9 protein-coding genes and 1 pseudogene are annotated in these 22,437 nt (G+C 59.3%); 2 read left to right on the top strand and 8 right to left on the bottom strand.

The window, feature by feature from the left end:
• Positions 1–316: 316 nt before the first annotated feature.
• Genes AC1DKH_RS15240 through AC1DKH_RS15230 form a run of 3 tightly spaced genes read right to left on the bottom strand, consistent with a single transcriptional unit; the run spans position 317 to position 15,387 of the window.
• Entirely contained in the window at positions 317–607 is a 291-nt protein-coding gene (locus tag AC1DKH_RS15240; RefSeq protein ID WP_477798572.1) for a hypothetical protein, read from the bottom strand.
• Positions 604–13,656, bottom strand: a complete 13,053-nt coding sequence (locus tag AC1DKH_RS15235) for a two-partner secretion domain-containing protein (protein ID WP_477798571.1) — start codon at positions 13,654–13,656, stop codon at positions 604–606. The genes AC1DKH_RS15240 and AC1DKH_RS15235 overlap by 4 nt, the downstream gene beginning before the upstream one ends.
• A gap of 24 nt (positions 13,657–13,680) precedes the next feature.
• On the bottom strand, positions 13,681–15,387 hold the full coding sequence (locus tag AC1DKH_RS15230; RefSeq protein WP_477798570.1) for a ShlB/FhaC/HecB family hemolysin secretion/activation protein: 1,707 nt from the start codon (positions 15,385–15,387) through the stop codon (positions 13,681–13,683).
• A 278-nt stretch (positions 15,388–15,665) separates the two neighbouring features.
• Between AC1DKH_RS15230 and AC1DKH_RS15225 the strand changes: the two genes are divergently transcribed.
• Positions 15,666–15,944 carry a hypothetical protein gene (locus AC1DKH_RS15225; RefSeq protein WP_477798569.1) on the top strand — a complete coding sequence of 93 codons (279 nt, stop codon included), beginning with the start codon at positions 15,666–15,668 and terminating at the stop codon, positions 15,942–15,944.
• A 62-nt stretch (positions 15,945–16,006) separates the two neighbouring features.
• On the opposite strand, the gene AC1DKH_RS15220 is transcribed toward AC1DKH_RS15225, so the two are convergent.
• Positions 16,007–17,347, bottom strand: a complete 1,341-nt coding sequence (locus tag AC1DKH_RS15220) for a DEAD/DEAH box helicase (protein WP_477798568.1) — start codon at positions 17,345–17,347, stop codon at positions 16,007–16,009.
• A 192-nt stretch (positions 17,348–17,539) separates the two neighbouring features.
• Here AC1DKH_RS15220 and AC1DKH_RS15215 point away from each other — a divergent pair.
• Positions 17,540–18,244: pseudogene (locus AC1DKH_RS15215) on the top strand (mechanosensitive ion channel domain-containing protein); the annotation flags it as partial.
• A gap of 451 nt (positions 18,245–18,695) precedes the next feature.
• Here AC1DKH_RS15215 and tnpC read toward each other — a convergent pair.
• From tnpC to AC1DKH_RS15195, 4 genes are all read right to left on the bottom strand, one after another.
• Complete coding sequence (gene tnpC / locus AC1DKH_RS15210) at positions 18,696–20,243, bottom strand: IS66 family transposase (protein WP_477798567.1); 1,548 nt, start codon at positions 20,241–20,243, stop codon at positions 18,696–18,698.
• An 81-nt stretch (positions 20,244–20,324) separates the two neighbouring features.
• The gene (gene tnpB / locus AC1DKH_RS15205) at positions 20,325–20,660 is read right to left on the bottom strand and encodes an IS66 family insertion sequence element accessory protein TnpB (protein ID WP_477798566.1); all 336 of its coding nucleotides are present in this window, start codon (positions 20,658–20,660) and stop codon (positions 20,325–20,327) included.
• Positions 20,657–21,025 (bottom strand): IS66-like element accessory protein TnpA, encoded by a 369-nt coding sequence (tnpA, locus tag AC1DKH_RS15200; RefSeq protein WP_477798565.1) that lies wholly within the window; start codon positions 21,023–21,025, stop codon positions 20,657–20,659. The genes tnpB and tnpA overlap by 4 nt, the downstream gene beginning before the upstream one ends.
• 35 nt (positions 21,026–21,060) lie before the next feature.
• Positions 21,061–22,430, bottom strand: a protein-coding gene (locus tag AC1DKH_RS15195; RefSeq protein ID WP_339493173.1) for an IS3 family transposase whose coding sequence is annotated in 2 segments (ribosomal slippage) — positions 21,061–21,962 and positions 21,962–22,430 — 1,371 coding nt in all. Because the reading frame shifts where the segments join, the coding sequence is not laid out codon by codon here.
• Positions 22,431–22,437: the final 7 nt, after the last annotated feature.

Below are 22,437 nucleotides of genomic sequence, written 5' to 3'. Positions count from 1 at the left end.
TAGCTCAATAGATTTGACGTTTTCTGAAGAAATAATCGCCAGTTCCTGCATAGCAAGTCTCAACACAACCTGAAATGACTGCATCACAGCACTGAACGAGATATCAACCTCGATCTCACTGTTTTTTTATTTCTTTGTATAGCGACATAAAGCCAAGCTTGGGTCTACCTCAACAGGTTAAATACCAAAGGCCTCAAAAAAATCATTTCCGCTAGGAAATTCCATTACGGCGACCTCAATGAAGCGGTATCAGTGTGCTCAGTTTACGAGTCCTGCCTCTGCGAAGCCAAACCTTCTCAGGTCACTTCTTTAATAACTAAGCTTTAAGAAAGATAGAGTAATCCGAACCCAGTTCGTCCCTCAGGCTTTCAGCCAATCGCTCTCCTTCTAGCTTGAATTCACGCTCTAGCTCCTCACTCTTGAATCCAGAATTTGGCGGATAATCAGCATCAAGTGTTCCATCGTACATCGCAGCCCACTTTGATAGGCGCACCTGAAGCTCTTTAGAAATAGGAAGCTCGCTGGGAGCTATGTCCCTATACTCACCGGGGGACATATTCCATAGCGGGTGACACTGGTAGTCCGCCATCAACTTTATGCTTTTCACTTAATACTCCCCCTTGGATTTGCGCCGACGACAAAGCCATTGTCTCCAACCGTCACAGCAATACGCTGCTGCTGACCATTAATAGTTAACTCATAGATTGGGCGTCCCGCTCCAGAGCCTTGATAACCAATGAGTTTACCCTCAGAAACTGCCTTCATCACCACGCTTGGAATTTGAGCCTCAGACACGCCCATCTGAGCGAATTGGCTACCATGCTCTTCGATGATGTGCTGCAATCCTGCTTTTGAGTTTCCAGTCTCTAGAAATACAACTTTCCCGTTAGAACTGCGAGTTGTCGCAACAACATTTTCTGGGGTGAATTTCACACCATTTGCTGTTAACTCATCGAGCAAAGAGGTGCTCACAGTGCCTTTGGCAAACCAAGAACCGGCCTTCCCCAGCACGGCTGCTAACCCTAAACCAGAGAGCTCTCCGGCCATGAATTCGCCCCACGCCTTGACGAACTCGTTCGCAGGTTGGACGCCCTCAAATCCCTGGCCTTGCGCGAGTGCTCTTGCAACCTGATCAACCTCTTCAGCTGGTGCCCCTTGGTTTTGCATGTACTCCACAAGGGTAGTTGCCGCTTGCCCATATTCGGTTAAACCCGGAGGCATGTGATCGCCAAAATTATACTGGGTGCCGTTCTGTGCGACCCATGCCCCGGTTCTCAGGCTGTGTTCGTCCGCGCCGCTTTGTGTGGACGCGGCAAGCAACCCGACTAGCTGCGAGCTCATGCTCAGTAGATTTGGATTGCCTTGAACCAGTTTATTGAGATCCGCTACGACGGCCTCATTAGCCCCAGCTGCCAGCGCCCCAGTCTTGAAGTCGCCACTGCCGACTTGGGCCAATAGGCCGCCGACCATGGCGTGAACCATGATCTTTTGCAGGCTGCCGTCAGCAGCTGGAACGTAATCTCCCACCGTATGGAAGCTCGCCGCCGCCAGGGTATTAAACAGCGTGTTTTGCAGGACATCGCCCAAGTCTCCGCCCTGGCCCATGATTCTGCTCATCGCCACCGATGTGCCGTTTTGCAGACCTTGGTTGGCCGCGAACTGACCAATCCCTTTCCACGTACTGAGATTGGTGGTGATTTTGCCAGTGAGGGGATCGGTGCTGGTGCCGGTCCAGTCATCGAAGTAGCCAGCGGTCATGCCCGCCGTGACGCCCGCAATGGCGTACCCCTTGAGTGCGTCACGGGAGGTCACGTCTTGGATGACGGCACCGAGATTGCCCTTGTTATTGATCGTGCTCACGGTCGCGGTACCGGCTGCCGAGGTCGCCACCGCCGTCAAAGCGACGTTACCCCAACCAGCGGCGGTCGCCGCTCCGGTAGCAGAGGTGCCGGCAGCAGCCATGGCGGTGCCAGAACCGGCTGTGGCACCGGCTGTCGAGCCCAGTGCCGCGCTGGCTGCGCCGGCCGTCAACGCTGCAACGATAATCATGATCGCCAGTACTGCGCCTGCGCCGAGGCCTGAATGACTGTACTTGAAGCTATCGTGGACCTCCTGCACCTTGCGCCAGTCGACATCCCCGCGAGCCTCGGCATCCTTGAGCCAGGCCAGGCTCGGATCGGCCTGCACCATGGCATCGATAGTCTGACTCACGGACTTCTGGTCAATCTGCTTGAGGTCGACATGCAAGCCATCGGCAGCCTTGATCGCCAATTGACCCTGCTGCTCCAGCGTGCTCTGGCGCAGGGTTTCGTCGGTAGCACCCTTGCCAGAGGCGGAGTTCCAGGCCAAATCGCCTTTGCTCTTCTCGTGGCTCTCCTGGTGCAGGTCCTTGACCGCTTCGAAGGTGATGCTGCCACCGCTGCCCAAGGTCAGGTCGTTGCCACCTTTGAGCTTGGCGCCCTGGTAGCGTTGATCACCACCGCTGACCAGGATCAGGTCGCCGCCGGTGGTGATTGTGCTGCCGATGTTTTTCACATCGGTGACTTCGTCGCGTTTCGTCTTGCTGCTGCCGCCAAATCCGCCCTTTTTCTTCATGTCGTACAGCGAGTAAACCCTGTCCTGTGCGGCCAGCAACTCAAGATTGCCGCCCGCCACCAGATAGGCTTCATCACTGGCGCTGACCCGGCTGGAGAGCAGCGTCATGTCCTGGCCGGCGCTCAGGGCGACGTTGCCGCCGGCGGTGAGGCGGGTGCCGACCTGGCTGACGTGGTCTTCCTGCGTCGTGACTTTTTTGGTTTTGCTGTAGCTATGCTCCTCGTCCGCTGCCGAGGCCAACGTGAGGTTGTCCGTGGCGGCCAGGGCGATGTCGCGTGTGGCGTCGATCTGGCTGGCGATGACGCTGATGTCACGCCCCGCGTTGACTGAGAGGTCACGACCGGCGCTGACGGAGCCACTCATCTGGGTAATGTTTTGCTCGAGAAAGCTGCTGCCGCTCGCAAGCTTGTTTTCGGCCTGCGCGGACACCAGGTTCACATCCCGACCGGCGTTGATCGTCGTGTCGCGGCCGCTCTGGAGCACCCCGCCGATGTTGTCGACGTCACGACCGGCCTTGATGGTCAGGTCGTTGGCGGCTTCGATGCGGGCGGCGCTATCGGCGTACGCGCGGCCGGTGCTGAAATCACCGTTGCTGGCTTGCGCGGCGGTCACGCTGCGCTCGTTGATCACGTCACCGTTGACGGCAGTCAGGCTGACATCACGGCCCCCGATGATGCCGCCGGCCGTGTTGACGAGGTTGTTTCCCGCGAGCAGGTCGAGGCGATTGCCGGCTTCGACCAGGCCGCTGTTGACCAGATCGTTGGCCGCGGTGGCCGACAGGTTGTGGGTGGCGCGCAAGGTGCCGGCGTTGTTCAGGTCCTGGCCGGCGATCAGGGTGACGTCGTTGCCCTGGATCAGCGCACCGTTGGCGGCCAGGCGGTTGTTGGCGTTGGCCAGGTAAAGCACCGGCACCAGCACCTGTTCGCCGTTCACCACGGCGTTTTCCATCCAGACAATGTCGTGGGTCAGCGCCGCGACTTGCTCGGCCGTCAGGGTGACGCCCAGCGCCAGGTTGAGTTCCTGTTTGCTGGCGATGGCGTTGTTCATCAGGTACTTGAACAAGCCTTCATCACTGGTCTGGCCATCGATAAAGCGCTGACCGGTACGCGCCACGACGGCCTGCTGGAGCAGGCGCTGTTCATACAGACCATCGCCCAGTCGCTTGGCGCTGTTGTCCGGGTCGTAACCCAAATTGGACAGCAGGTAATCCGAGCTCATGAACTGCTTGAGGTCGGTGAGGACCGGGTTGGTTTCGATCAGGTATTTTTGCGGTTTGGACTGACCGCTGCTGCTCGGCAGGCCTTGCACTCGGGCGACGGTCTGGCTGGCTGCAGGGGTGATTTTCGCAATGGCAGGCGATGTCTGGCCGGGCAGTGGAGCGACGGCGGCGGGCTGACTGGATAGGTTCGCGCCGGTTATATCGCTGACCACAGTGGCAGCGGGCGCATCGGCGCTGTGCCCCGGCACGACGACGCTGCCGGCACCGCCATCGCTCGGCACCGTGACATTGATCGACGATGCATTGCTGACAACGCCGGCGCCTTGACGGGCGTCCACGACCACCTGACGGCTGGCGGCCGAGGTCTGCGTGATATCGCTCAGTTGGATATCGCGCACCTGAGCATCCGGCACTGCTTGGTCGCGTTGAGCCAAGGCGACACTGGCACCACCGAATGTCCAGCTCTGTGGCGCAGCATTGGCCTGAGTTGCCTGGGCACCGCTACCGCCCTGCCCGCTCAGGCGGAACAGACCGTTTTTGCCGGTTGGCAGGTTGAAGCCCGGCAGTGTCAGGGGGTTGACCTGCTGTTGGGCCAGGTTGGGAGGTAGTTGGGCGTTGAGATTGACGATGGTCGGGGCGGGCTGCCCATTGAGCTGGGTCGAGCCGACGCGTGATGCACCGAAACCGATGACCACCCCTTCGCGGATCACACTGTTGGTGAGATTTTGCGACGCGGTGATATTGACTGCACCACCCGCCTGCACGACCGCATTAGCGTAAGACGATGGGCTGTTGTAAGTCACCGAGGTGTCGAAGGGAATTGCGGACTGGATCGCGTCCGGTGCAGCGGTCCGCACACCGTCGCCGTAATGAGGAAGCGTAAAGTCGTCCCATAGGGATCCAGCAGGCACGGTGATATATACCGAACCAAACCTAATGTCGGTTTCCAGGTTTTTGCCGCCAGGGTGAGATGCTACCTGTATTACGGATTCGGCACCGGAACTGTTCCAGAAATGGAGATTAGGCCTTGAGAAGGTCGGGTTGCTGCCGCCGACGTATCCCAATGATCCCGGATCGTAGGAAGGATCATTGGCAGCGTTGTAAGCCATGATCGAGTTCCATAGATTCAAATCGGAAGTCTGCTGCCCGGCAGTAAGAGCAATAGATCGCCGCACGTTATAGTCGCCTACAGAAGCCCCTTGATTCGTAAAGGTCTGCAGGTTGAACGTGAGGTTGTTTCCTGCGCTGAGGGTCGACGCCTGATTGAGGAACACCCCGCCGTTTGCCAGAAAGTTACGCCCAGCCGTCATGCTGGCCGAGGCTGAATCCCGGACAATCTGTGACTGGTAGTTTTCCACCCAGACCGCGTAACTGTTTAAGCCCAACGGGGCAAGAGGATCGAGCGAAGAACAGGTGTAGCACTGCACGCCGATCTCGCCAGAGACCAACCCACCTGTGGTCTGGAATACGTCCTTGCGGTTCTCGATGGAGCTGGACGCCAGGCTCAGGTCGCCACCACTCTCGATGGTCGCCGACACGTTGGAGATCAACGCACTCAATCCATTGTTGTCGTCCTTGGCGATGCTGACGTTGCCGAGGCCATAGACATCCGCGTAGCGGTTGGTGAAGTTATCAGTGCGCAGCGCCATGTCGCCGCCGCTGAAGATCAGGCCATTCTGGTTGAGGATTGTGGGGGCGTTGACGCGCAGGTTGGCGCCACTGCCCAGGGTGCCCTGGTTGTTCAGGTAGGCGGCATTGACGGTCAGCGCCCCGGCTGAAGTTAGGCGTCCGAGGTTGGTCAGGCTGCCACTGCTACCGACGGTTCCACTGGCGCCGGCCGTGATACTCGCCACAGAGGTAAGGTCGACCTGCGCAGCATTCAGACCAAGATTGCCGACACTGCTCACGCTGCCATTGCCGCTATAAACACCGCCCAGGTTGAGGGCAAGGCTGCCACCGCTGGCAATCAACCCATCGTTGTACCAGTTGCCACCGCTGCCCGTGAAACTGTCGGAGGCCAGGAGTTGGCCGCCGGCGGTTTGGCTGAAGTTGTTGACGTTGACGTTCAGTCGCCCGGCCTGAATGACGCTGCTGTTGGTCCAGGTGTCCGCGTTTAGAGTCAGGCCGCCACGGGTGATCACACTGCCGCCGGCGTTGACGACGTTGGCCATGGACAGGCCAAAAGTGCCGGTGCCGACATGCAACAGGGTGCCGCCAGTGTTAAGGAAGCTGCCGGCAGCAAGGGTCAGGTCGCTGTTGGCGCTTTCGACGGTGCCATTACGGTTATCGAACAGGCTACCGATGTTGAATTGGGTAGCGCCACCGGTGCCGAGGGCACGTAGTTGGCCCGTCTGGTTGTCGATACTCGCGGCGGTGATCGCCAGGGTACTGTCGCTTTCGATGATGCCCAGGCGGTTGTTCAGAGCACCGCTGAGGGTCAGGTCGATCTGGCTGCCGACGATCTGGCCGTCATTGCTGCCGCTGTTGTCGAAGTTGTTGCCAGTGACACTGACTCGACCCGTTGCATAGAGACCGCCATTGCGGTTGTCGAAGTCAGCGGTATGGACGATCGTATCGCCGGCTTGCGCGGCGATACGCCCACCGTAGTTGTTAATGCCGGCCAACGCGGTCAAGTCCAGGCGCTGGGCCTGAGTGACGCCGCCCTGGTTGTTGTTTGGGTCGTAGCCGTTTTTCAGCACGCCGGTGAGGTGAGTGGTGAACGCGCCTTGCAGGCTGGCCAACACGCCGCCGCGGTTGTCGAGGTTGCCGGCAATGACGGTCAGGTCGCTGCCTTGGGCGATGATGCGACCGCTATGGTTGTCGATGTCACCGGCGACAGTGAGGCTCAGCGCACCCTGGCTTTGCAGTGCACCCAGGTTGTTGGCCAGGTTGACGGCTTGCAGTTGCACGCCACCATTCTTGCTGTAGATCAAGCCATCGGCGTTGTTCTGCACGGCGCCCGTTGCCGTGAGCAATAGTTGACCGTTGGCGGCCACGGTGCCGCGACTGCTATTGTCCAGGCCGCCGGTGAGCAGGGTCAGCAGAGACTGGCTCGCCAGTTGCCCACCCTGGTTGTTGATCTGGCTCGCACCTTGAATCAGTAGCGGGCCGGCACTGGCGAGTTTGCCATTGGAGTTGGTCAAGGCGCCGAACAGATAGAGGCTGACCGTGCCATTGCCAACCAGGCTGCCAACCGTGTTGTCCAGGGTCGTGCCGCTGAAGCTCAGGCTCTGTTGCGCGTTGATCGCACCCGCCGAGTTACCGAGGGTCATGGCTTGCATGACAAGAGCCGCACCGCTGTCGACCAAACCACCTTGGGCGTTGTTCAGCAGATCGCTGACCGTCAATGTCTGGGCACCACCGCTGGAGAGGACGCCGCCGTTGCTGTTGTCCAGGTTCGCGGCATTGACGTTGAGGTTTTTCAGGCTGACGAGTGCGCCGGCACCGCTGTTGAGCAAGTCACCACTCAAGGTCACGCCGAGGTTGCCATTGCGGCTGGAAAGTGTGCCGTTGTTGCGGTTATCGAGGCTGCCAGCATGGACATCCAGACCCTGCCAACCGGAGATCAGACCGTTCTGGTTGAGCAGGCCACCGGTGGCATCGAGGCTCAGCAGGTTGCTGCTGATCAGTTTGCCGTTGCTGTTGTTGAAGGTGCGCCCAGCCAGAGTAAAGCTCTGGGCGCTGGAGACTTCGCCACTGCGGTTGTTCAGATCGCGCAGGCGGCTGATGGTCAGCGGCCCTTTGGCAGTGATCAAACCGTTGTTGTTGCTCAGGTCTCCACCGCCCAGGTCAAGAGTGATACCGGCATCGCCCAGCAAGCGACCGCCGTTTTGGGTCAATGCACCAAGATTCAGGCCGATAGCGCTTTTGGCCGACACTTCGCCGCCATTGCTGGAATCCAGGCTGTTGGCAGTCAGGTTCAATCCGCCCTGGCTGTTGATCAGGCCATTGGCGGTGTTGTCCAGGGTTGCTGCGTTGACCGTCAGCGCCGTGCCGCCGAGCAGTTGGCCGCCCTGGTTGTTGAGGTCGGCGGAAGCGACATTGAGCGCCTGCGCCGCGTTGATCAGGCCGTTACTCTGGTTGCTCAGCAAACCATTGACGTTAAGCGCGAGGTTACCTCGGCTGGTCAGGAGGCCGCCGCGGTTGTCCAGCGTGCCGGCGCGCGCATCAACACTGGCGCCGGCAATCATGCCGTTGACGTTGCTCAGCGCTTGATTGACGCGCAGGGTCAGGCCCTGGTTGCTCAGCAGCTTGCCGCCGCTGTTATCGAAGTTTTGCGACGCCAGGGTAAAGGCTTGGGCACTGGAGATTTCCCCGCTCTGGTTAGCGACGCCGTTGAGGTTTTTCAGCAGCAGAAGCGGCCCATTGATCATACCGTTCTGGTTGTTCAACTGGCCGTTGTTCAAGTCGAGGGTCAAGGCACTGTTGCTGAACAAGGTACCGTTTTGCTGGTCCAGCCCCGTGACGCTGACGGTCAGTGCATCGCTACTGCCGATGCTGCCGCCTGCCTGGTTGGTCAGTTGTGCGGCGGTCACGTCGAGGCGACCGGCGCTGCTGACGCGGCCACTCTGGCTGTTGTCGAAGGCACCGGTTTGAATCGAGACGGGGCCTTTGCCGCTGATCCGGCCCTGCTGCCGGTTGTCGAGGCTGGCGCTGTGCAAGTCGAGGTTGGCATCGGTGACCAGTTGCCCGCCCTGATTGCTGATTGCCCCAGCGCTATTGACGCTCAAGCTACCGGCGCTGGAAAAGCTGCCTGCCGTGTTGATCAGATTGCCCACGCGCGCGCCGAGCGAATCTTCACTGCTGAACAGACCGAAGCTGTTGTCCAGCGTAGCGCCGAGGTCAACGTCGATGCTCTGCTGGCTGAGCAAGGATCCGCGGGTGTTATCCAGCCCGGTGCCGGTCACGCTTAAACCGGTATTGCCAAAGAGCAGGCCTTTGTTGCGGTTGATGATTTGATCGACTGTCAGCAGCAGAGTGTTCTGGGCAAGAATTTGTCCATTGTCGCTGTTGTCCAGTTGCTGGCCGACCAGGGTCAGGTTGCCCTTGGTGGAGAGTTCGCCACCACGGTTGTCGACGTTGCCAACCTTGATATCCAGTGTGCCCGTCGCACCGACGAAACCGTTCAGTCGATTGTCCAGGCGATCGCCGGTCAGGCTCAGATTACCTTGGGCGATCAGCTGTCCGCCCTGTTGTTGCAAGCTGCCAACGGTGGCGGTGACGTCTTGTTTACCGGCGATCTGGCCGAGGCTGTTGTCCGTTGTGGTTGCGCTGAGCAGCAGATTGCCGTCGGCGATCAAGGTGCCGTTGTGGTTGGTGAGGCTGTTGTCAACCGCCAGACTCAGGCCATCACGGCTGCTAATCAAACCGCCGCTGTTGTCCAGGCTGGCGCTGTGGGCGTTCAGCGTGGCAGCGGAAATGATGCCGTTGATGTTGCTCATCGCCTGCGCCAGTCGCAGCGTCAGCGCTTGATTGCTGAGCAGCTTGCCGCCGCTGTTGTCGAGTGTTTGAGCGTCAACAGTAAAGGCTTGGGCGCTGGAGATTTCGCCATTATTGTTGACGACACCATTGAGATTTTTCAGCAGAAACGCACCGGGGGCATTGATCAAGCCGCCCTGGTTGTTCAACTGGCCGTGGTTCAGATCGAGGCTCAATGCGGTGTTGCTGAACAGTTCACCACCCTGCTGATCGAGGCCGGTGACGTTGGCGGTCAGCGCCATGGCACTGGCGATGCGACCGGCGTTCTGGTTGGTCACTTGGGCAGCGTTCAGGTCCAGGGTGTTGGCACTGGTCAGGCGACCGCCGTGGCTGTTGTCGAAAGCACCGGTGCTGACCTGAGTCGCGCCTTTGCCGGACAGCACACCGCTATTTCGGTTATCGAGACTGGCACTGTTGAGGGTCAGTCCGGCGTCGGTGGTGATCGAGCCACCCTGGTTGCTCAATATCCCGGTGGTGGTGACGTTCAAGGCACCGGCGCTGGACAGACTGCCCGCGCCGTTATTCAGGCTGGCGGCATTGACCGTCAAGGCGGCTACGCTGCTGAGTAGGCCGGCGCTGTTGTCCAGATCGCCTGAAAGGTTGAGGCTGAGGTCGTTCTGGCTGGCCAGCGTACCCCCGGCATTGTTCAGGCTAACGCCGGTGAGGCTGAGTGTGTCGCCGAACAGCAGGCCCTTGTTCTGGTTGATCAGTTTGGCGACGCTCAGGCCCAGTGCGGTGCCCGCCAGCACCTTGCCACCGTCGCTGTTGTTCAGTTGCTGGCCACTGATGCCAACCTCGACCTGGCTGGAGATTTCGCCCGCACGGTTGTCGATGTCACCGACATTGAGTTTCAGCGCTTTTGTCGCCCCGACCAAACCACCCAGGCTGTTATCCAGTTTGGTGCCAGTCAGCGTCAGCGTGCCTTGGGCAACCAGTTCGCCGCCCTGCTGGGTCAACGCGTCGATGTTGGCGTTCAGGTTGCTCTGGCTGGCGATGCGACCGGCATTGTTGAGCACCACGCCTGCTTGCAGCTGTACGAGGCCTATGGCGCTGAGCAGCCCGCTCTGGTTATCCAGACGCTGGCCAGTGAAGCCGATACCGGCCTTGCTGCTGAGCAGACCTTGCTGGCGGTTGTCCAATTGATCGATGTAGAGCTGCACGTCCTTGTCGGCACGAATGACACCGCCGCGATTGTCCGACGAGCCATTGCGCAAGGTCAGCAGATTTTTGCCCGAAATGCGACCACCACGGTTATCCAGGCTCAGGCTTTGCAGGTTCATCAGGCCCTTGGCCTGCACGCTGCCGCCGCTCTGGTTGTTCAGCAAGCCGCCAAGACCGAGGTCAAGATTGCCGTCAGTCACGAGGCTGCCCGCCTGACTGTTATCCAGACTTGCGGCTCTGACGCTCAGCCCTTGCCCGGCCCCCAAAGTACCGGCCTGGTTATCCACGGCGCCGCTGATCATCAGGCTCAGGCGCTGATCGGCCAGCACCTGGCCACCCTCGTTGCCCAGGCTCATGGCAACGAGGGTGGTGTTGCCGGCGCTGGACAGTTCACCGTTCTGGTTGAGCAGCGCGCCAGCCAGTTGCAGGCTCAGGTCGACATCGCTGCTGATGCTGCCGTTGCTGTTGTCGAGCCGAGCGGCGCGCGCATCCACACTCGCGGCCGAAATCAACCCTCTGACGTTGGTCAGTGCCTGATTGAGGCGCACGGTCAAACCCTGGTCGCTGAGCAGCTTGCCGTCGGTGTTGTCGAGGCTTTTCGCCGTCAGGCTGAACGCCCTGGCACTGGAAATTTCACCGCCCTGGTTGGCGACGGCATTGAGGTTTTTCAGCAGCAGTTGTCCCGGTGCCGCCAGCAAACCACCCTGGTTGTTCAACTGGCCATTGCTCAAGTCCAGGGTGACATCGGTGCTGCTGAACAATTGCCCGCCCGCGTGCTGATCGAGGCCGGTGACGGTGGCGGTCAATGCCATGGCGCTGGCGATACGGCCAGCCACGCTGTTATCCACTTGGCCGGCCGTGAGGCTGAGCGCGCCGGTGCTGGTCAGACTCCCGCCTTGCTGGTTGGTGAACGCGCCGGTGTGGAGGACCACGCCGTTACCGGCGATGCGACCTTGCTGGCTGTTATCAAGACTGCCGCTGGTCAGGGTCAGACCGGCGTTGGTCAGCAGGGCGCCGCCCTGGTTGGCAATCGCGCCACTGCTGGTCACGGTCAATCCGCCCACGCCGGATACGCTGCCCCCCTGGTTGCCGAGGCTCGCCGCCTGGAGCGTGAGCGTGCCGTCGCCGCGCAGGGTGCCCTGCGCGTTGTCCAATTGATTGGCCAAGGTCAGGTTGAGATGGCGTTTCGCGTACAGGCTGCCCGCCCCGCTGTTATCCAGCTGCCCGGCGTTGAGCTGGACATCACGCTGCCCGGCGATCACGCCATTGAGCTGATTGTTCAAGCTGTCGAGGCTCAGTGCGATGTCGCCGTCGGCCAGGATCTGGCCGCTGTTGCGGTTATCCACCTGGCTGGCGCTTAACATCAGATCGCCGACGCTCGACAGTTGGCCGTTGCGGTTGTCCAGCGAATTGGCGGTGAGTTGCAGATTGCCGCCTGCGTTGATCAGCCCGAACTGGTTGAGCAGTGCTCCGGCAATTTGCGCAGTCAGCGCGCCCGTGCTGGTAAGCTTGCCTTGCTGATGGTTGTCCAACGTCCCAGCCACGTTCAGGCCCAACGCGCCTTGACTGACCAGCGAACCTTGCTGACTGTTGTCCAGTGCACCTGCGCTGATCTGCAGGTCCTGCTGGGCAAGAACACGCCCCCCCTGATTATTCATCTGGCCACTGGCGTTGATACTCAGGCTCTGCCCGGCGCCGATCAAACCGGCAACGTTATCCAGAGCCCCCACCTGCACGGTACTGACTGCCAGGCTGGAAAGTTCACCGCCGCTGTTATCCAGATACCCGGCGTTGGCATTGAGGTTGCCAGTACTGGTGATCAGGCCGCCTTGGCTGTTCAACACCTGATTGGCGGCGACGCCCAGGCTGCCCTGGCTCAACACTCGACCTCTCTGACGGTTATCCAGGGTCGAGGTGGAGATCTGCGTGCTGCCTTGACCGTTCAGCGTCCCACCTTGGTTGGACAGGGTCTGTGCCACCGTGGCTTGCAGCGAACGGCTGGCGATCACGCTGCCACTGTTGGTGACGTTCTGCGCCGCGAGGCTGACATCACCGCTGGTGTTGCGGCTGTTGTCGGCATTGACGCCAGCTTCGATCACCGCCTGATTGCTCAGTTGCCCGCCGCCGGACAGGCTGATTCGGTCGCGGGCAGCGAGGTTTTGTTGTGTGTTGAGGTCTCCAGAGGTGGTGACTGCAAGGCTGGTGCCCGCATAAACCGGTCCCTGGGCATCGAGGCTCGCGGTTGTGACATTGACTGCACCAGCGGCAGCAGTCTGGGCCAGACTCAGATGACCACTGGCATCGATCTGGATGTCACCGCCACTGGCGGCCAGATTACCGGCCAGCTTCACCCCGACCCCGGCCTCGGTGCCGACCAGTTTGATCGCCCCGGCATACATGCCACCCAGCGCCGAACTGTCGATGGCCAATTGTGGTTTGGCGCTGCCGTCATCGGCGCGAGCAGTAGCACTGAGAGTCTGGGCGTTGACGTCGTTGCGACCGGACACAATCGTCAGGTTTTTCGCTTGAATCTCGGCGTTGATCTTCGCGCTGCGGGTGATGATTTCGAAGCTGTCGACGTTGTTGGCGTTCAGCCCTGCGCCGTCGATGGAGACGCTGCCCTGATCCACCTGATAACGATCCACGCGCCCGTTATCCAGCACGGGTTTACCGGTGGTCAATGTCACGCGTGGGGTATTGATGAAGCCGCAGCCGTTGCAACTGATGCCATACGGGTTGGCGACAATGACACGTGCCGATTGACCGGCCACTTCGGTGTAACCGTTGAGTTGGCTCGGGCTGCCGCCGTTGACTTCGTTGAGGATGGTCTGCGCGGCGACCCCATTGAAGTTCGGGTTGCCTACGATGATCCCGCCCAGTTGGGTGGCTTGAGTACGCGCGGTGGCGTTGTTAAGAATCACACCTTGGGTGCCGACGTTGTAATCGTGAAACTGGTTATGTGACAGCCCGCTGCCATTGGGCGCGGCGATGTTGACGATCGGCACGCCGTTGCCCGCCTGACCGAGGCTGGTGCCCGGCGTGGCTACCACGATGCCGTCGGCCTGCGCCCACATCGGTTGCCAGAACATCACGTTCGCCAACAGGAACGCCAAACCGCGCTTGGGCATGCCCCAGAAGTGCTCGCGCGATTTCACTGCAGCAGAAGGCTGGCGGCTCAGGAAGGCATATTGGCGGGCGTCCATGTCGAAGGTCTCGGTGAGGCGAAATCAGAGAAAGAAATCCATCCGGAACCAGATCGGCGCTTCGCGCTCGGTCAGGGCGTCCGGACGTTCAAGGGAATGGGCAAAGGTCACGCTGGCGGCGAGGTGCTGGCCGCGAGCAAACACCTCCACCGAGTTGCTGGACATGCGCCCGTGTTGATCGCCGTTGTAGCGATCGTTCCGAATCACGCCCTGGTCGTAACCGAGGCTGGTGCCGTATTCGGCGAACACCAAGCGCAGCCAATCCAGGGTGACCTGCCGGCTCCAGCGCAGGTCGTTGCGCCAGTAACCGCCGCTGTCGCCAGACAGGGATTGGTCCTTGTAACCACGGATCGACGACAACCCGCCAAGACTCAGGCGCTGCGGGCCGAACAGTACGTCTTCACTGCGCTGGCCGGTCATCAGGCTGCTGAAACTGAGCGACTCGCCCCACAGTTTGAACGGCCGCAAGTAGCTCGCCGTGGCGGCGTATTTGCGGTAGCGCGCGCTCGGTTCGCCGGGACCGGGGTGATCGTCGTCCTGCGCATCGAACGCACCGATACCCTCTTGCATCCCGAGGTCGAGGTTGACGAATGCGCTGCCGACTCGCCGACCGTGGTTGATCCCAAACTGTGCTTCGCTGATGCGGTTACTGCTCAGCTTGAGCTTGCTGTCTTCGATGAAGTTGTTGGTGCGCAGGTACGACAGGCCGGTGCTGAGCGAGGTCTTGCTCACGGCATCGCGATGGATCACCCGCTCAGCGTGTAGTTGATGGTTTTCGCTGTCGCCGGTCTGTTTGAAGTTGAAGCCATTGGCTTGGGCCAACGAGCGATAGTCACTCTGGCTGTAGGTGTAACTGAAGTTCCACCAGCCCCACGGCAGGCTGTAATTGAGCAACGCGTTGCTGGAGGTGTGCCGGTGATCGCTCACCGCATCGTGACCGCCACGCAGATTCAACTGATCGGCCAGCCCCAGCGGGCTGTCCCAATCAAACGTCGTGCCCCACTGCTGCTCGCCGGTGCTGCGCAGGCCGTCGTTGCTGCGGGACAACCCGGCGCGCCAGGGTTTTTGCGGGGAGTTTTTGACCAGTACTTCGCTGCCGCCAACGTTCTTGCCCGGCGCCAACTCCATCTGTGCCTGATTCGATGGCAAGCGGTTGAGTTGATCGACCAGTTGCTCGATTTCGCGCAGGTTGACCAACTCACCGGTTTTTCCGGGGAATGCCATGCCCAACTCTCGGTCCGATAGCTTGCTGCCCTCAGCGCCTTTCAACCCTTCGAGCTTGCCCTCGACCACCAGCACCTTCAGGTTCCCGCCGGACAAATCCTGCTGCGGCAAATAAGCACGGCTGGTGACCAGGCCTTTTGCGATGTAGTGATCGGTGATGACTTTCAGCAGTTCGTTGAGCTGGGTGACGCCTAGGCATTGCCCGATGTAAGGCTTGAGCAAACGGATTTTTTCGCTATCGGAAAGGCTGTCGGCGCCCTTGAGTTCGATGTCTGTGATGGGGAAACAACGGGCGTCCGCAGGCGCTGCAGGTTGAACGGGTTTGGCTTCCTTACCGGGCAATTCCTTGAGCTCTTCGAGACGCCGACGTTGCTCTTCGAGCAGACGATCCTGACGTTCGCGGATGAGATCAGTGTCACCCGGGGTCGTGGCAGCATTAACAGAATTCAGCGGAGAAAGGCACAGCAAAGCCAGGCACAACCTCGCCACAAGGGCGGGTGAGTACATGTTCGATCCCTCGAAACGGAAGGTGATAGCACAATAGAGGCGCGATATTAGAGAGCCATCATCCTGACGTCAGATAATGGATCCATTCGAAAAGTATGGGGGACGAACGGTAGCGGTTAAATCGGGCGCTTCCGGCCGGCATGCAGGACGTTTCTTGATGCAAGGGGGAAAAGCGACGGCCAGGCGATGGTATTTATCCTACAGAAGCAGCGGTATGAACTTTCCGAACCCCACAGCCTCAACCGATTAACCGCCCAACACGGATCCCGAGGCCTCTCATGAAATCCCTTCTGACGCTCACCCTCGCCACTAATTTCGCCTGCGCCTTCCCCGATTGGGCCCGCCCTCCCCCCGACGAAGCCACCGCCAAGCGCGAACAACTGGCCCGGGAAGTGGCCAGGCTCACCGAGCAGAACCCGACCAAGGCCAAGGAGATCAACGACGAGTTGCAGAAGATGGACTTGGGGACGGCGGCCAAGGACCTGCCGGACAAGTGTCAGTTAATTGATCAGCGCTTGAAGGAGTTGGAATCCGCCGAGAAGAAAGCCGAAGTCTGATAAACGCCAGACATAAAAAACCCGGACACTGTCCGGGTTTTTCATAGGTCGTCTACAACGACTTACTCAGCCGTCGGCGCTTCCGGCTTGCGGCGCTTGAGCGGGGCCATGCCGTCCTTGCTCACCAAAGAATCGCTCTTCGGCCGGTTGGCGCTCTTGCGCTTGGTCGGAGTCTTGGCGGCGGTTTTCTTTTTGTCGCCCTTGGCGTCGGTCTTTTTCTTCTTCACGCCGACGGCTTTGCCCGAGGCCTTGACCTTTTTCGGTCCGCCGTAGATGCCTTTGACTTCCTTGATCGTACGGCGCTCGAAGCTCTGCTTGAGGTAGCGCTCGATGCTCGACATCAGGTTCCAGTCGCCGTGGCAGATCAGCGAAATGGCCAGGCCATCGTTGCCGGCGCGGCCGGTACGACCGATGCGGTGCACGTATTCGTCGCCACTGCGCGGCATGTCGAAGTTGATCACCAGGTCCAGGCCGTCGACATCCAGGCCGCGAGCGGCGACGTCGGTGGCCACGAGGATTTTCACGCCGCCCTGCTTCAGGCGGTCGATCGCCAGTTTGCGATCCTTCTGGTCTTTCTCGCCGTGCAGCACGAACGCTTTGTATTCCTGCGCCACCAGGCGACCGTAGATGCGGTCGGCCATGGCCCGGGTGTTGGTGAAGACGATGGCCTTCTGGTAGGTCTCGTTGGCCAGCAGCCAGTTGACGATCTGTTCTTTGTGCTGATTGTGGTCAGCGGTAATGATTTGCTGGCGGGTGGTGTCGTTCAGCTGGCTGACCGCGTTGAGCTGCAAGTGCTCAGGGTTGTTCAGGACCTTGGCGATCATCTCGCGCAGACCCGAACCGCCGGTCGTAGCGGAGAACAGCATGGTCTGCTGACGGTTGGTGCACTCGTCCACCAGACGCTGCACGTCTTCGGCGAAGCCCATGTCGAGCATGCGGTCGGCTTCGTCGAGCACCAGTACTTCAACTTCCTTCAAGTCGAGGTTGCCGGCGTTCAGTTGCTCGATCATCCGGCCCGGCGTACCGATCAGGATGTCCGGCACCTTGCGCAGCATCGCGGCCTGGACCTTGAAGTCTTCGCCGCCGGTGATCAGGCCGGACTTGATGAAGGTGAACTGCGAGAAGCGTTCAACTTCTTTCAGGGTCTGCTGGGCCAGTTCGCGGGTCGGCAGCAGGATCAGGGTCTTGATGCTGACGCGGATTTTCGCCGGGCCGATCAGACGGTTGAGGATGGGCAAAACGAATGCAGCGGTTTTGCCGCTACCGGTTTGCGCCGTCACCCGCAGGTCACGCCCCTGGAGCGCCAGCGGGATGGCCGCGGCTTGCACAGGCGTTGGCTCGACAAATTTCAGCTCGGCCACGGCTTTGAGCAGGCGTTCGTGCAGGGCGAATTGGGAAAACACGGGTGCTACCTCGAAGAAATGCAAAAAAACAGCTGCATAGGGTAACGGTTTCGAGCGCTCAGGCCGAGTTTCTTTATACAAATGGCGGTAAACAGTTGGTTTTTTGTTGCCTGATTTTTCCCGAAACGTAATACAAAGCGCCTTAAATGCTCTAATCCCCTCTCGCGCCTTACAGAAGAATCGTTTTCGACCATGGATATCAAACAGCTCTGGACCAACGTCCTGGACCTTTGGGGTGCCCTCGACCAGCACCCGCTCGTGCACTCCAGCCTGTCGCTGTTGTTGCTGCTGGCAATTGCGCTGTTCCTCGGACGGGTGGCGCGTTACCTCATTCTGCACGCGGCAAAAATGCTTGGCCGCCAGCCGGCCTTGCACTGGGTCAATGATTTCCTGCAGAACAAGGTGTTCCATCGCCTGGCGCAGATCACGCCTTCGCTGGTGATCCAGTTCGGTCTCAATCTGGTGCCGGACCTGAGCAAGACCAGTCTGAATTTCCTCGGTAACGTCGCGCTGTCCTTCACCTTGCTGTTTCTGCTGCTGTCGGTCAGCGCCCTGCTCAATGCCCTGCTGGACATCTACGCCCGCACCGAGCACGCCCGCACCCGCTCGATCAAAGGCTATGTGCAACTGGCGAAAATGGTGTTGTACGTGTTTGGCGCGATCGTCATCGTCGCCACGCTGATCGACCGCTCGCCGCTGTTGTTGCTGTCGGGTCTGGGTGCCATGTCGGCGGTGATTCTGTTGGTATACAAGGACACGCTGCTGTCGTTCGTCGCCAGCGTGCAGTTGACCAGCAACGACATGCTGCGGGTCGGCGACTGGATCGAGATGCCACAGGTGGGTGCCGACGGCGATGTGGTGGACATCACCCTGCACACGGTCAAGGTGCAGAACTACGCGTGAGTTGCAGCCCTTTTCAACGTATCGTGAGCTCAATAGAATCCGGACAGCTACTAACTTGTATACGCTGCTGAACGCCTTGTAGCCTCAACACTCCCCCCTCTCCCGCCTCCTCCCTCTCCACGTCTAGTACAGACCATTACCCAAAGACTGTTCACTTGCACCGTATTGACCTCTCACGGTGCTATTTCTCAGCGGAGCATGGATGAACTTCAGTGAACGGTGCTTGATCAGTCTCTCCTTCTAGGACAGCAGCGACTTTCACTATGGTGGCGCTGGTGTATCTGCCGATTGAAATCTAGACAGAAAGCCTCCCGGCACGGCTGCAATGGCGGACGAAACGAATTCATCTCCTTGATCTCCCACAGGCCGCGTTCATCCCGTCAGTCAGACCTGATGCGTTGAAACCATTAGGCTCGTATGCGTCTGGGCATCCCGTCTTGCGCAACTAAACCGGTCGCCACCTATGCGGCAGCAGCTCCGCAATCTCACTTGCCCGCTGCGCCGGTAGGCGCGTGAGGACGTCCTTCAAATAAGCATACGGATCATGCCCGTTGAGTCGCGCCGACTGGATCAAACTCATGATCGCCGCTGCCCGTTTGCCGCTGCGCAGTGAACCTGCAAAGAGCCAGTTCTTGCGACCCAACGCCCAGGGTCGGATCTGGTTCTCGCACCAATTATTGTCAATGGGTACGGCCCCGTCATCGAGATAACGCGACAGCGCCGTCCAGCGTTTCAGGCTGTAATCCAATGCTTTGCTGATAGCCGAGCCATCGTGCACAAGTAGGCGCTGGGCGATCATCCAGGCATGCAAGGCGTCCATCACCGGCACCGCTTTTTCTTGCCGTATTTGGTGGCGTAGATCTGACTCCAGCTCTCGGACTTCACTCTCGATTTCATACAGCAACTGGATGTAACGCAAGGCCTGCTCGGCAAGCTGGCTTTTATTGGTGGCGTGTAGCTCGAAGAACTTGCGCCGTGCATGGGCCATGCAGCCGATCTCGGTGACACCGAGTTCAAAGCTGGCTTTATAGCCACCAAAATCATCGCAGACCAGCTTGCCCTTCCAGTCTTGCAGGAAGTTGCGGGCGTGTTCTCCGGCGCGGCTGGGGCTGAAGTCGTAAACGACCGCTGCCAAGTCCGAGAACTGGCTGGTGGCGTAGGCCCAGACATAGGCGCGATGGGTTTTCTTCGCGCCCGGCGTGAGCATCTGCACCGGTGTTTCATCGGCGTGGATCACGTCATGCCCAAGCACCGCGTCGCGCAAGGCATCGACCAGCGGCTGCAACTGCACGCCACAGTTGCCGACCCATTGGGCCAGAGTCGAGCGGGCGATGGCCAAACCGGCTCGACCGAAAATCGATTCCTGGCGGTAGAGCGGTAAATGATCCGCGAACTTGGCGATCATGACATGGGCCAACAGCCCTGCGGTTGGGATGCCCTTGTCGATGACCTGAGCCGGAACCGGTGCCTGGATCAGGGTTTCGCACTGATCGCAGACCCACTTGCCTCGGATATGACGCTCGACGGTGGACACGCCCGGCGTGTAGTCGAGTTTCTCGCTGACATCCTCGCCGATACGCTTGAGAGCGCAGCCGCACTGGCAGTGGCTATTATCGGGTTCGTGGTGGATCAGAGTGCGCGGAAACTGCGGCGGCAAAGCGGTGCGTTTAGGTTTTTGCCGAGCCTCAGTCGAAGCGGGAGCAAGTTTCAGCGCTTCAAGTTCGGCTTCGATGGCCGCAATATCGGTGTCGATCAGGTCATCAAGCAGACTGGCTTGATCCGGGCTCAGTTGCTCGCTGCGCTTGGCAAACTTGAAGCGCTTGAGTTGCGCAATCTCGTGGGTCAGCTTTTCGATAACCGTTTGGTCGCGGTGGATCTTCTTGCCCATGGTCTCGACTGTCTGATCGAGACTCTCGACACGCTGCATCAACTGCGCCGCCAGAGCGCGCAGTTGTTCAGGGTTTAGTTGGTCGAGATTGGGCAGCGAAGTCATGCCGCCGATTTTGCCAGAGCAGGCTAAAACCGACGATAGCCTCATCGGACAATTGCACGGCCTGGGTGGTCATGGCAGGTGTTATACGATGGAAATCGCGCTGCCAGGCCCGACTCTTTGCCATGGCAAACCCAGCACCAGGGCATGTAGTTGTTCGGCACCCAATTCCATCTGAGAGCCGTGTCGAGAACCCGGCCAGAAGAACTTTCCTTGATGCAGGCGGCGGGCCGCCAGCCAGATACCCAACCCGTCGTGCACCAGCACTTTCATCCGATTGGCGCGGCGGTTGGCAAACAGATAAGCACAGTGCGGCTGCGCCGCACCGAACACCGCCACCACCCGCGCCAGCGCGGTGTCGGTGCCGGCACGCATGTCCATGGGCTCGGTGGCGAGCCAGATGGTGTCGATGCGAATCATCGCAGCAGATCTCGCAGAAAGGTGGCGCAAGCGGTAGCGCTTTCGGTCGGCCAGTTCACTTTGATGGTGCCGCGCGGGTGTGGGATTTCGAGGCAGATAGTCGATGACGCGGCTTGCGAATTTGCTCCGGCTAGCTGCAAGGGCAGCGGAATGAAAGCAGGTTGCAGCGCCATGGCTTTCTGCGTTTGCACTCGAATCCATTTATGGACGAGGTTCGCGTTGAGGCTGTGGCTCAGCGCAACGCTGGCAATCGAGGCCCCGGGCTGGGCGCACTCTTGGATGACCTGGGCCTTGAAGGATTTGGAGTAGGAACGGCGCTGTGGCTGCATGAAAGACCCGCTTAAAAGGCTAGAAATGGTGTCCACTTAAATTGATCTGACCCCGAAATGTTGGACGCCTTCTATGCCCGCCGTGCTTGAGTCCTGTATTCCACAGGGCTCAGGCCACTTAGCTTCAGCCTGATTCGCGAATGATTGTAGTAGTGTATGTAGTCCTCTATACCTGCTTCAAGCTCATCGAGACTGTTGAATTTGTTCAGGTAAAAGAACTCGGATTTCAACGTGCCAAAAAAGCTTTCCATAGCCGCATTGTCATAGCAATTTCCTTTGCGGGACATGCTTGGCTTTACCGCACGCTCGTTCAGCACGCGGCGGTAGATAGGCATCCGGTACTGCCATCCTTGGTCGGAATGCAAGATTGGTTTATCGCGTGGCCGCAGCCTCTCAAAAGCTTGCCGTAGCATCGCACCAACCATGTCGAACAGCGGGCGCCTCGCGGTCTTGAAGGCGATTATTTCGCCGTTATAGAGGTCAAGGATCGGCGAGAGATAAAGCTTCTGCCCCCCGACCCGAAACTCCGTCACATCGGTTACCCATTTCTGGTTCGGTCGTTTGGCATCGAACTTCCGTTTCAGCAGGTTCGGCGCTACCTGACCCTCTTCGCCTCTGTAGGCCCGGTATTTCTTTATGCGCACACGGCTTTTCAACTGAAGCTCGCCCATGAGGCGCTGAACAGTCTTGTGGTTCACGAGGTGGCCAGCTCGCCGAACGGCAGCAGTGATACGGCGATAGCCATATCGGCCCTTGTGCTCGTCGAAAATTGAGCAAATTCTGGACTTCAGCTCCGCGTATTTATCAACGGATTGCTGCACCTTTTGTTGATAATAAAAAGTGCTACGGGCCAGGCCAGCCAATTTCAGAAGGCCTTCCAGAGAGTGCTCCTGCCTCAGTTCAATCACGATTTGCGCTTTTTCCGCTGCGCTGCTCGTTCCTTCGCTTGAACCAAGGCATCGAGCTTTTTTAAATAAGCAATTTCCATCCGCAACTGGCTCAATTCGGCCAGCAAATCATCACGCGTACGAGCTTCATCGTCCGAAGATTCAAGCTGAATGGACGGGATGGGGTTTGTCATTTTTTTGTGAAGTCCGCTTCCTGGCTGCCGGGACAAGGCCTCCAAACCGCCTTCATCATACCTGCGCTCCCATTCGCCAATGATGTCGGATTTCCGGATATCAAACAGGGCAGCGACTTGGCGATAGGACAGCTCTTCCTCTCGCATACGCTGCAATACATTCAGCTTGAACTCAGGGCTGTAGTTCTTCTTTCTCTTACTTTTGAGACCTGCGGCACCAAGCGCCTGATATGCCGCAATCCACTTTCGAAGCGAAGAGGCATTGACCCCGTGACGATGCGCGACCTCTCTGTGACCTGCGCTCCCCGAACAGTAATCTTCAACAACCGACAATTTCGCCTGCTCTGTGTACTTTTTCATGACACCC

Source organism: Pseudomonas sp. 05L36 (assembly GCF_056398125.1).
This window is presented reverse-complemented; position numbering and strand designations above follow the sequence as displayed.